A 13,247-nucleotide genomic window follows, 5' to 3' on the forward strand; every position below is an offset into this window, starting at 1 on the left:
TGCAGGGTGGTGTTGTTCCTCAATTGGCATTACTGAAGGCTGGGGTGGGTTGCTGAAGTGGTGTGTTTTCTAAAAAGGTTACGATGAACCGAGTGCCACCTTCGGGGGGAGCTACGTGGTGGATGCTTGCGCCGTACTCGTATAGTGTGGTGCGCAGCAGATGGAGACCCAGGTGCTGCCCTTGGCTATGGTCTTGGCGCTCGGCGCTAAAAATAGTGTCTTCTAATGCTGGGGATATGCCGGGGCCATTGTCCTCCACCACCCAGCAAGGGTGATTGAGGGGGTCCTTTTCTTCGGCAATGCGCAGGGTTGGTGCGGGCTGGTGGCCAGCGTAGCGGCAGGCGTTGGAGATGAGGTTTTGGAATACCTGCTCGATGATGGCAGGGGGTAAAGGGCAGGGGCTGAGGGGCTGGAGGGATACTTGAAAGTTGGCGTCGCGCAGGGCCGGGCCCAGGCGATCCAATACTTTTTGGGCGATGGGGGTGGGGTCCGTCAGTGGCACTTTACGTTGGGCGGGCGTCCGCCGGGCCTCGGTGAGCAGGCCCAGACAGTAATTTTTCAATTGCCGGTGAATATCCCGGCTGATGTCATAATACTGGATGAGGTTGGGGGTTTTGGGAGATGAACCTACCAAGACGCTGCCCGTAGAAAGTAATAAATTTAAGTTGCTCAGAATATCGTGGGATACGACTCCCGTAAAGCGCATTAGTTTGTCGTTACTGCGGCGTAATTTTTCTTGCTCCACAAGCAGTTGCTGATTGATTTCCTGAAGCTTATCGGCTGCGGATTGTTTTAAGCGGTAGTTGCGGTAGGAAACAAAAGCCAGTCCGCCTACTAAAAGCAGCCCGAGGGCCGCACCCGTTAGCAAGGTGCGCTGCCGTTTTATCTGGGCAAGACTGGCAAACTGTTTTTGGGCTTGTTGGAGCTCGAGGATTTCTTTTTCCTTGGCAAACGCATTGTTCAGGTGGGTGCGCATAAACTCTTTGGAGTCGCTTGCCTGCTGCATGGAGGTTTTCAACAGGAATGCTTTTTCCAGGTGCGCGTAAGCACTATCCAGTTGTTGGGTGGCAAAAAAAGCATTGCTTAAGTACTGGTGGATTTGGGAAAGCATCGAAGGATCATTCATCCGCTGTGCTGCTGCGAAAGCCTCCTGGCCACGGCTTATGGCCTCGGGATAATCCTTCTGAATAATGGCAATTTCGGCCAGGTAAATTTGCGACCAAATAATGGAGAAACGGTTGACTTTAAACTTCCCGGCACTCGCGTCCAATACTTTTTGAAAGTAAGGAGCGGCAGTTTCAGGTTGATTACAAGGCCCTAACATCGCTAGGGCGTAACTGTACCATACATCGGGAAGTGTGGGGTGCTCTGGCTCGGAAAACGTAATTTGGGTGGCTTGTGCCAGGTATTGATTGGCTTCTTCCACATTACGAACTGTTAACAATCGTAATTCAATGGCTTTAAGTGGGTTATAAAACTCACCCGGGCTTTCGTAGATGCTATACATTTGTTGTGTGTAAGGCACTCCGTTTTCAATTTCACCGAATGCACGGTAGGTAAGCATTAGGGTTTCCAGTGCGCTGAGGATTTTTGAGGTATCGCGGAGATTTTCGGCCAGATTTAGCATTTTGAAGCCGTGGGTAAAGACCAGCGTATACTGCGAGTGCTGCTCATGGCTGGAAATTTTTTGTTCATAAACGTTGCAAAGCAAAAGACTGTCTTTACGGCTCCGGCCACCGGTGGAAAGCAGTTGTTCGGCAGCGTCGAACAGGGCAATGGCCTCCTTTGATGCGTTGGTGCGGAGTGCTGCCCAGCCTGCATTATTAAGACCTTGGGCTTCGAGATGGATGATTTGCGCCCGGGCAAAGTGGGCGGCGGAACGCTCGTAGGTCTCCTTGGCAGCGGCGTAGCGCTGCCACAACAGGTGATTAAAGCCACGGCATTCTTCACAAGCTCCTTGCTGGATGGCACTGCTGCCGGAGAGGGTGCAGACACTATCCGTTAGGGCCGCAAGCCGCGCCGAATCCTTTGCTATGTAGTGTTCTCTCGCCCGGTAGTGGATGGACAATGCCGCTTCTTCGGACCAGTCGGCCTGGGCACCGAGCCCTCCCGGCAGGCAGGCTACGTAGGCCCAAAGGAGGCACCAACAAAGTAAATTAGGCCACGCGATAAGGCTTGGACCAGAAAGCTTGGGAGGGGAGGCCTGGACGCTTGTTGCTTGGAGCAGGTGCATATTGGTTTTGGTTTTTGTTCTCGTTGTCGATTTGACTGGACCGGGAAGAATAGTTGAGTGTAAACCCCTGGCAAACCGAGTGCTCAGGATGGCGGTAAGAGAGAAAGTTAAGACAAAACACGGATACGAACGAAGAGAGCAGCGCGCTGGGGGAGGGGAGGGGCTGGTCTTCACCCAGCTCCCTTGTCACAGCCCTTGCACCTGCGGCCGCGCCAAAACTACGAAGCGTGCGCTAAGCAATACGACGCGATGAGCGCAAGGTGGGTCACCCTCCGGAGCTGAACCTTCTTTTGATTTTCCGGATCACCAAGCGACGCAGCTTGAATGGGCTTTATTGAGGAATAAAAGCAAGGATTGGGGCATGAACGATTAAAGAGGCCTCGTTTGGGGGCACTGGGAGCCCGAACGCGCTTTAAACTCACTTGGTTGGCCCTTTTGCTGTGATCATTCCTGTAGAAGGTCGTTAATGCCGTAAGGTGACTTTGCCGCTTCCGAAGGTTACAACTTTGGGTTTGAAAACAAGAAGAGTGGTAAGGCCTAACGCACCGAAATACGGAGTTTGAACAGTCCTTTACATAGGCTACGCCTAATGAGGAGGATCGGACCAAATACGAGCAATACTGCAGCACTGTTGACACGCTGGTTTTAGAATTTGTTTATACGCACTGCTGGCTACGGGCCCGCACTCAGTCTCATGTTATGAAAAAAAATGACCACACTCAATTGTTCAACCTTGGTGTTGAGCTTACCAAAACCTATGCTGATGCCTGCCTGGGTATTCGTCGTAACGGACGGGTATTGCTCGGCGTTGTAGGTCTCGTACTGTTTTGGTCGGTTTTGGGGTCCGCTCAGGACTACGCTGCCCACCGTACTGCGGCCGATGTTGATGTGCCCCAGGCGCAATCGGCCTTGGCCCAAGCCAATGCCTTTTTGCGCTTTGAGCAAAACGTCGGGCAATTCCCCGAGGGCAATCTGCTCTTTAAAGCCACGGATGCGCAGGCCACTTACTTTTTTACCCAAAACGAAATCCGCTCGGTCGTTGCGTCCGCAAAGGATTCGATGCAGACGGCGTATGCCCTGCAATTTGTCGGGGCGAATGAGGGCGTGGACATCCAAGGCATCGGCAGACCAAGATCTGAACATGGAGCGACCAATTACATGACTGCTGCCGGTTCCTTTGGCGATGTACCCATGCACAACCGACTGCACTATACCAACCTCTGGGACGGGGTAAACGCCCATTTCTACGAAAGCCGGGAAGGCAAAGGCTCCATGAAGTACGACTTCATCGTGCAGCCAAACGCCGACCCCTCCGTAGTCCGCCTGAAAATGGACGGCGTGACCGATTTGAAAATCAACGCCCAGGGCGAACTGGAATTCACCACGCCATTCGGTACTTTGCAAAAAGGCAAGCCCTACACCTACCAAATGGTGGACGGCAAACAAGTGGAAGTCGCCTCCGAATATACCCTCAACGAACAGGGTGAAATCGGCTTCAAACTCGGCAACTACAATGCCTCCCTGCCCTTGGTCATTGACCCCATCGCTCTGAAATGGAGTACTTACCTGATGGCAGGTACACAACAGGTTTGGGATATTTATGTCCACCCTACTACCGGTAGGATTTACCTGGTAGGTCAGACACAAAGTGCATCATTTCCAAATACCCTTGGAAGACCTTTTGGGGGGGGCATCACCGATGCCTTTGTCACTTGTATGGAAAAAGACGGGACTACCTTGGTATGGAGTACTTTTTTGGGTGGTTCAGGTACAGACATACCATATGCTGTTTCGGTTGATACCGCAGGCGATGTCTATGTCGCAGGGAGTACCTCTTCCACCAATTTTCCGGTCAATGGTACCACGACTGCCTATGACGCTTCCCATAATGGAAATAATGATATTTTCGTCGTCCGGCTCAACAGCACAGGGGCAACCCTCAAATACAGTAGTTATGTAGGGGGGGGAGGTAATGATGTTGGAAACTTTTTTCGCAAATTAGTGGTGTCTAACGGTAAGGTATATGTTGGCTCAGCTTCACGCAGCACAGATTTTCCCACTACCACGGGTGCTTATCAGGCATCCAAGTTGGGAACTAATGATGCCGGCGTTTTATTTTGCCTCAATACCAATGTGGGAGGTGCGGCAGGATTGGAGATGTCCACATTTTTCAATGATGCGGCGGGTACTTCCTCTTCTAATTTCTCGGTCTTTAGCGAAATAGAAGAAGACAAAGACGGCAACTTATGGTTAGTGGGTTATGCAAGGTTTGCTCCCAATTTCCCTATCTCTGACAATGCCGTGCAGAAGTATGCCGATTTTGGCTATACGGGTACAACCGAGGCGAACTTCGTAGCCAAGTTCAGCAAGACGGGGCAATATTTATACTCTTCGTGGGTGCATCCGCTGTGGTCGCCGTCGAACAGTAATTTTAGTTGGGGTACCCAATTAGTCCCCAGCCTTGATGTTGATGCCGCAGGCAATGTCTATATCGGTGCGGCTACTTATATCACGGGTGCTACCGCTACTACTGTCAAAAAAGCACCCAATATCCTTGCTTTTCATGAGTTGTCGCCATTGAGCAAGCTGGAATATTATAGTAATGATATGGCATTGGGCTATTTAGCCAAAATCCCTTACGACCTCAGCCCGCAATACGATTTTGTGAGCGTGTTCCCTTCGCAGGCGGCTGATAATCTTGCTGACCCTGAGGTGGCGGTGGACAAAAAAGGCAATATCCACCTGCTCACCCACGGCGGTGACTATGACGGTGATTCTTATCATCCCCTCACGGCAGGGGCGGTGAATACTGTTATCCAGGATAACGCATCACCTTCGGTGTATTATGTATTGCCACCTTCGGGCAACAGCGTGCTGTACGGGACGGTACTCAATTCTCGTTTTTCCTATACTTATAATGGTATGTTTGTCAATGACGACTGCGAGGCATATCTTATATCAATATCATCAAACTCCGGAGCGGACGACAATTACCCTATCACCCCTTCTTATCGGGATTTTGAGACCAATACACAGAAAACCGTCTATAATGGTACAACCAAAACCAATTGGGCATTGTCGGTGTTCCACGAGCCTGTGCCCAATGGCAATACCATCAACAACTTTGCGCCCGGTAATAACACCTTCTGCGTGGGCGGGCTGATTTACCAAAATCCGAATGACGGCCCTATTCTTGGCAGTCCATTGACGTACACCTCAGGTAATGGCTCCTCGGCTTCGCACAACCTGCCGAACATCAGATATGACCTCGGTCCGGTGACGGCGCACCCTACCCCTGCCTCGCCGGCTATTCAGTACCAATGGCAAAAGAGCCTGAATGGCGGTGCCACCTGGGTGAACATTCCGGGCGGCAACCTTTCCGTGCTCAAGCCCGACCCGGAGTCGGCGGCAGGCACGGTGCAGTATCGCCGTACCACAGTCGGTTTTTGCTGTGATGCCTTGGTTAGTAACGTAGCTACGGCCACCATTGCGGGGAACTTCGATTTACAAATCAACGGACCTACCGACCCGGTTTATTATTGCCCGGGTACTGCTGAGGCATTGCCCATCACGATTACGGGCGCATCGGGGAATATTTCCTGGCAGTGGTACAACGGATTTTCTCCTGCCACCGCTTCGGAAATCAGCCCGGCCAGCGGGAGCGGCACTGCTGCATCTTTCGCGGCCAGTATCCCGGCGGCGCAAAGTATGGATGGCCAATACCGTTTGGTGGTAACCGATGCAGGCGGTTGTAAGCGGGAATACCTGTTAAACATTAACCGACTCACGATGCCGGCGTTCCCCGGCGGCCCTATTGCGGCGCTTTGTCCTGGCAGTACTGGCAATAGTATTGTCCTTGGGCCAACCCCTAACCCTTTGTTAGAATATTCCTGGACCGGCCCCGGCGGCTTTACCAGTTCTTTGCCCAATCCGGAAGTAACCGTAGCGGGCGATTACTTTCTTCGGGTACGTCAGGTGGGTGATCCGTCTTTCTGTGCTGCGGGCGAAACCATGGTCAATGTGCCTGCCCCAATGGCGCACGATGTTGCGCTGACCGCACTGCCGGATGTTACTTTCTGTCAGGATGACAACCCGACCCCCATCGGCTTATCCGGTGCGGCCCCGGCAGGTTATGTCTTCCAGTGGTCTCCGGGCATTAACTTAGACAATCAGCAAGCCTATAGCCCATCATTTGATCCGGGGTCATTGCCTTTCGGGCAATCGCCTATTGCTACCGTGGAATATACCTTCACGGCGTTGCGCTTAAGCGATGGCTGTATTTATGAGGATAAAATAACCGTAACGGATGTGGAACTGGCGCTACCCCAGGCGGGCAGCGACCAGGCGCTCTGTGGGGGTACTACGACCACTTTGGGCCGCACGCAAACCACGGGTCAGTATTTCCAATGGGCGGCAGTGAGTACCACCTTCCCTGGCGGATTGGCTGCCTTGGTGTCCGATCCGGACTTTTTAATTGACGGCGTAAATGCCAACAGCGGTACGGGTAAATTTGCAACCGTACAACTACCGGCAGCCACGACCTCTTGTTATAATGTCTTTTACGTGTTGCGGTCATCTTTCCTGCCTTTTGCCAATACCTGCTTTGCAACAGATACTGTCCGCGTGACGGTTTGCCCGCCTAATGTATGTTCCCCCTGCCCGGAAGTAACGGCCAATGCAGAAGGTACCGACGGTGTGTGCAGTGGTGAAAACACCATCCTCACCGCCAGCAGTTTCAGTGGCTTAAACATCGAATGGACGACCTACAGTGTCAATGGCGTGGTACAACCCGCCAACACGCCGCCTCAGGGATTGTTCACCGTCGTTGGCGGTACAAAAGGGGTGGCCATTGCTGCAATGGGCCCACACCCCAATCAGGTAGTACCTGACATCAACGATGGTGTCTGGGGCTGGGGCACCGCCAATGTGGTCGTTTATCGCGTACGCTCTTATGGCTTTATTGGTAATACCGAGGCAGATTGTTCCATTTTTGTACAAGTCTTTTCCGATCAGGTCTCTACACCTGTCATTGGCGTATTGGATAAATCACTTTGTACCTTCCCTGCTCCCGGTGTGCCCTTGACCTCCGGCGGCATGACGGCTCCTTATACGGTTAGCGGAGTGGATTACACCCAGGCGCCTAACAGTAGCCTCAACTGGACTTGGGCAGAACAAGGCGGCGGCACGGGTTCCATTCAGTCAGGTGGTGACACGCCGTTCCCAACTTTAAATCCATCCGTCCTTACGAATTACGTAGTGACTGCGGCCGATCCGGTGACCGGCTGCCAGGCTATGGATATCATGCAAGTAACAGTGGTAAGTATCGTTGCCAATGCAGGTTCGGACATTTCAACTGCCTGCGAAGGGGCTTTGGTGCAGTTGGGTACAGCAGCTCAGCCCAACCACAGCTATTCCTGGAGCCCTACTGTGGGGCTGAACTTCCCTATCGGTACGCCCAACAGCATGACGGCACAGCCGTTTTTGATTTTGCCAAGTGTGGCTACGACCTACACCGTCACGGTTACTGAAAGTACGACGGGTTGCCAGGCAACAGATGAGGTATTGATAACCCCAAGCACCACACCGCCTGCGGCCATCACGCCCAATACCTATAGTGGCTGTCCGGATGGTAGTTTTAGGATTCGTCCTGCAAGCCCATCCTTTTATTCTACGGTAGGAAATACTTTCGCCTGGACGGCGGGTGCCGGAGCGGATATTGCCTGGTTGTCGGCTACCAATGTTTACAGCCCAACCGTCACCTTGCCTGCTGGGTTTACCGGCCCGGCCACGTTCAACCTGACGATAACAAAGGGTACTTGTGGTTCGGTGAGTACAACTGTAACTATCGATAATACAACGCCCAATTACATTATCCCGGCCACGGCTGCGGCCAACTGTACGGCGCCCCTTACCCAAATTGGCATTACTGGAACAGCTACTTCGGGTTATACCTACGTTTGGAGCCCTGCCGCAGGTTTGTTTACCAATAGCACAGGTACTACACCTTATAATGGCACGAGTTCAGTGCCAAGACCCTACGTGTTGGTGGCTGAACCCACTACCTATACGCTGACCGTGCGCAATACAGCAACCGGATGCGTCTTTACAGATGAGATACTCGTCAGCCCCCCAGCGGGTGTATTGGCTGATGCAGGCCCTGATCAATTTTACTGCCCCTCCACCCCTATTACTATTGGCGGTTCAAGTACAGGCACCAGTTTTGCCTGGACGGCAGTAGGCTATAACAGTGATCCTATTGGTACACCTGCTACACCAACGGCAGGTCAGCAAGCGACGATGCTGGGCTATCTGAGTTCGACTACTGCGGCTAATCCCACCTTCAACCAAACGACGTATGCTCCTGGCAAGTACGTGTACCGCATCAGCGCCAGTATTGCCGGCTGTACCATCAGTGATGAGGTCACGATTATTGTGCCGGTATTTCCAACTGACCCCGTGGGGCAAACCCAGTCGGTATGTTTAGGTGAAAGTGTGCAGATAGGCCCGCTTGCGCCCAATACGTTGAACTACGTATGGTCGGCACTCAGCCCGGCTACTGCTGGCAATACCATCAGTAACGGCTCTAGTTCAAACCCTACAGTTACGCCAACGACCAACACCATTTATCAGGCGTTTATAACCGACGGTGCATCAGGCTGTCAGATAATTGCAACGGTGTTGGTTACGGTAACGCCAAGTCCGGTTATTGATGTTGTAATGGTTCCGGTGGAATGCGCTCCCGCCACTGGTTTTGATTTGACCGCGCAAATACCCAACTACGCCACCTATTCATCACCCTCCTGGACACAGTTCAGCGTGCCGGGTGCAGCAGTAGCTACGCCTACTTCGGTTTCACCTACACAAACTATTAACTACTTCCTGGTAGCAGCCAATGAATTCGGCTGTACGGATACCGCACGGGTGACGGTGAATGTGGCGAATCCGCAAACGCCGGTAATTGCCCCTTCGGCAGATGTTGACTGCCAAACCCTGACGGCCGATCTGACAGCGTTTGAAGGCAACGTCTCCCAAGCTGGCTATACGTTTGAATGGCATACTGCCAATAATACGCTGCCAGGCACCTTGGTAGCGGACCCGACTATGGTGGGTTCTGGTACCTACTATCTGTTTGAAAAAGCCAACAGCCCGGCCAACTGTTACAGTGCGAGCGATGCAATTGTGATTAGTTCGGCAATTTGCGAACCTCAATGCAACTTCACCACCTCCTCTACTACGCCCGAATGCCACGCTAATGGCACGCCCGAGGATGGGGCTGATGACTACTTCACCTTCTCCATCAACGTGGCTAACAGCCTGCAAGGCTCGCTCACTTACACCGTGACGGCTACCCAGGGTGGGAACCCCATTGCGGTGACGCTGGCTAATGGCCTGCCCGCTACTGCGGTCAATTGCAACTTGGATACTCCACTGCGCACGCCTGCTGGCACGGCGGGCGGCGGCGACATCGTGCTGACGATTACCGACAATGTACACGGCTGCACGACTACCATCAGCATCGTTGACCCGGGAACTTGCGCGGTCACGTGCGTGCCCGGTACGCCTTCAATGGTGATGTACAGTTATGACACTCAGGTTAGCCTAACAGAGCTTAATAACCTTGCGATTATTATACCCCAGTTCGATGATATGGGGGGCACGAGGACACTGACATCCGTAAATTTGGCGTATGGCGTAGGCCAAACGACTACTGCAACGATGGAAAACTCTGCTGCTAACCCACAGGATGCTGAAATTGAATTCAGAGTTCGCTCTCTTTTATTTCTCGATGGCAATACAATCGCGAATAATGTAATAAACACTCCGGCTACACTTTACAGCTTCCCAACGGGCATACCCGTACCAGCAAGTGGGTCTTGGCCAGGCGATGTTGGTACCCATACCTCTAGCGCTGCTTCAATGCCATGGTTGACTCCTGAGAAGTTGACGTTTTTTAAGGATCCACGTACAGACCCTAGGTGGGTAACCAATGCAACAGGAAATCCCTCTGATGATGATGATATAATATATTTTCCGCCGACGGAAGTCAATGCAACAGGCAACTTTACCTACAGCACTGTTGCCGAGTTGGCGCCATTCATCGGCAATGGTTTTGTACCGCTGAGCACTTCAACCCTATCGGGATTGTCTACAATTGGCGGGGGAGGTAATATTGCAGTCAATCAGGCTACCCGCGCCTATGCTTCGGCCAAGGTTACCTATACTTACGAGTGTGCAGCGGTTTGCGTCAACCCCACCGCCACCCTCACCCCCACCGCCGCCACCTGCACGGGCAGCACGGCGAATAACGACGGCACCATCACCCTTGCCGCCGCCACCAACGCTACCCACTACGGCGTGAGCCTGGGGGCTACCTACACGGGGCCTACGACCATTGCCGGTGCGACGGCCTTTGATGCGGGTGCGGATCTGCCATTGGACATCATTACCAATGCACCTAACGTTGGAGCTACCTACGTGGTACGCCTCTTCAACGGCGCGGATGATTGCTTTGTGGATGAGGTAGTGATGGTAGCGGCGAATAGTTGTGGACCTCCTCCCACCTGCGACTGCACCGACTACATCTACCTCAACGATGAGGACCTTGACGTGGTGCATAAATTCAGAATCAATGGGAATGGCTCTTTAACGGAAATAGGTAGCCCGTGGCTTTCGGGCATTCAAGATCCGCATGGTATTGCTTCTGACCTTAATGGGAATAACTATATTGCAGAATTCTCAGGTGGTCAGTTCATTTGGAAAGTTTCTCCGCTGGGTACGGTTATTGACGACACCTTCATTGACAAACAGCAGAATAGTACGCCTGGCTACCAAACTTTCAACATAGGCTCTAAGGATGGAATCTTGTATGCCTTCGATCCCAACGGTGGGCGAAACCAAGTAATTGCCTACGAATTGTGTACAGGGGAAGAAATCGGCAGGGTGAATGTCGGTAGCAATTCCACCGAGACCATACTGGCTTGGGGCTTTTACGTGGATGAAACAAGTTGGTACATTGCAACACGTAGGCCATTTGCTGAGGGATTCGGAGAGATATTCACGGGTAGCTTAGATACCGCCCTGTTTACGAGCCCGGCCACGAATGCTGGTGTACTGGCAATTCCTACCGCAGTATCTCCCATGGGGGTTACACGTGATAACGATGGAAATTACTATGTGATAACTAATCAGTCCATCACAGGCAATGGAGGAAATCCAAGGATTAGAAAATATAGCCCTACTGGTGTTGAATTGGCCGTGGTGAATGACAACACGGATAATGGTGTGATGGGGCACGCAACGAACGGTGTCGCAGGCTGGTGGGGTGCTCGAGGCATCATATTTAGCCCTTCCAGTGGGTTGTTGTATGTGAGTTCCAAGGAAAATTGCGTGACCGTTTTCGACACGAATCTGAATGAGTTGACTACCCTGAATATCGGAAATCCATTAAATGGCAGTCCTAAAGGAATTGGCATCGTGACGGAGTGCTGCCCCACACAGACTCCGGTAACTATAGAGCAGACGCTGTAACTATTCAGGGTACAAAACGCTAGAATTCCAGGATTAGTAGTACTTTTCGGCATGACTTTCGCAAAACTTAAGGCTGAAGTTGATAATCTCCGCCCGGCGCTTAGTGCTGAGGGCTTGATGCTTGTGGACTTATTCATGCCATTCTGCGAAGCTCAGCAAGCGACGATAAAGAAGCTTGAAGATAAGTTAGCGGTTACTAGTGGCAATAGTTCCAAGCCGCCAAGCAAGGATGACTTCAAGCCTACTAAGGCAAGGTCTCTACGGGAAAAGTCGGGCAAAAATCCCGGCGGTCAATCGGGGCACAAAGGAAGCAAGAGCCGCCTGATCGACAATCCCGACGAGATTATCCCCTACACGATCACCGCGTGCCCGGGCTGCGGATCTAACTTATCAGGAGTATCTCCGGATGGTTTTATTCGCAAGCAGGTGGAAGATATTCCACCGCTAAAAACGATTGTTACCGAGCACAGGATTGAAATCAAGACCTGCCCATGCTGTGCCATCCAATGGCAGGCAGCTGGTTGCCCGGAAGATATCAAGCACGAATTCCAGTACGGCCCCAGAGTCAAAGCGATCAGTGTCTATCTATCAGCTTTTCAATTCATACCTGCTTTTCGGACCAAGCAGTTACTGAAGGTTTTTGGCGTAAACTTGAGTACCGGAACGCTGGACAACTTTCGCAAGAGTGCTGCACGCCAATTACCGGAGTTTCTGGAGACGTTACGCTTTTCCATAATAGCATCCCTGTGCGGCTTTTTTGACGAGACGGGTATGAAGGTCAAAGGTATCGGACACTGGGTACATGTGGCGGCAACGGAATTGTTCAGTTTGTTCATGATTCATCCCAAGAGAGGACGTGAAGCACATGATGAGATGGATGTGCTCACTTGGTTTGAAGGAATCCTGCACCGGGATGACTATCACTCTTATCATGCCTATCCCCAAGCCACTCACTCCTTATGTGTTGCCCATCTGCTACGTGACCTTATCTATGCTATTGATCGGGATAAACAGGGAGAATGGGCCGATCCCTTCATCAAACTTTTGCTCCAAGTAAAGCGACAAAAAGTCGAATCCTCCACCAGTGTCGTTGATCGCCGATGGCAGGGCCGCCACCGAAAAAAATACCGCGAGCTCCTTGCGATCGGGCTGAAGCAAAATCCTCCGGCCGTTAAAGAGGACGGGAGTACGCGCGGGCGAACAGCTCAAACCAAAACGGTGAACCTACTGCTGCGACTAAGAGACAATGAAGACGAAGTGTTACGTTTTATGACGCATGCATTGGCTCAGTTTGATAATAATCAGGCGGAAAGGGATCTGCGCATGAATAAGGTCCGTCAAAAAGTATCTGGAGGCTTCCGTTCGCTGGTCGCCGCCCAGGAATTTATGGACATTCGCTCCTTTGTTGCTACTGCAATAAAGCGGCAGGCGGACCCGGTAGAAGAACTCGTTAACCTCTTCACTCCGGGAAATTGTGACTATATGA

Annotated in this window: 3 protein-coding genes; 2 read left to right on the forward strand and 1 reads right to left on the reverse strand. The window is 52.0% G+C overall.

Annotation, left to right across the window (positions count from 1 at the left end):
• Positions 1-19: 19 nt before the first annotated feature.
• Positions 20-2,233, reverse strand: coding sequence for a sensor histidine kinase (locus tag H9S92_RS08805; RefSeq protein ID WP_187466347.1), 2,214 nt, complete (start codon positions 2,231-2,233; stop codon positions 20-22).
• A 699-nt stretch (positions 2,234-2,932) separates the two neighbouring features.
• Between H9S92_RS08805 and H9S92_RS08810 the strand changes: the two genes are divergently transcribed.
• Complete coding sequence (locus H9S92_RS08810) at positions 2,933-11,761, forward strand: DUF7948 domain-containing protein (RefSeq protein ID WP_187466348.1); 8,829 nt, start codon at positions 2,933-2,935, stop codon at positions 11,759-11,761.
• 51 nt (positions 11,762-11,812) lie between these two features.
• The coding region (gene tnpC, locus H9S92_RS08815; RefSeq protein ID WP_187465294.1) for an IS66 family transposase at positions 11,813-13,247 on the forward strand (1,435 nt) is incomplete at its 3' end.

Origin of the sequence: Neolewinella lacunae (assembly GCF_014349155.1) — a bacterium.
In the GTDB taxonomy this organism is placed as follows: Bacteria; Bacteroidota; Bacteroidia; order Chitinophagales; family Saprospiraceae; genus Neolewinella; species Neolewinella lacunae.

Excerpts from the sequence above, each read along its gene's own strand:
- H9S92_RS08810 (WP_187466348.1), top strand. The coding sequence starts at position 2,933 with ATGAAAAAAAATGACCACACTCAATTGTTCAACCTTGGTGTTGAGCTT.
- H9S92_RS08805 (WP_187466347.1), bottom strand. The coding sequence starts at position 2,233 with ATGCACCTGCTCCAAGCAACAAGCGTCCAGGCCTCCCCTCCCAAGCTT.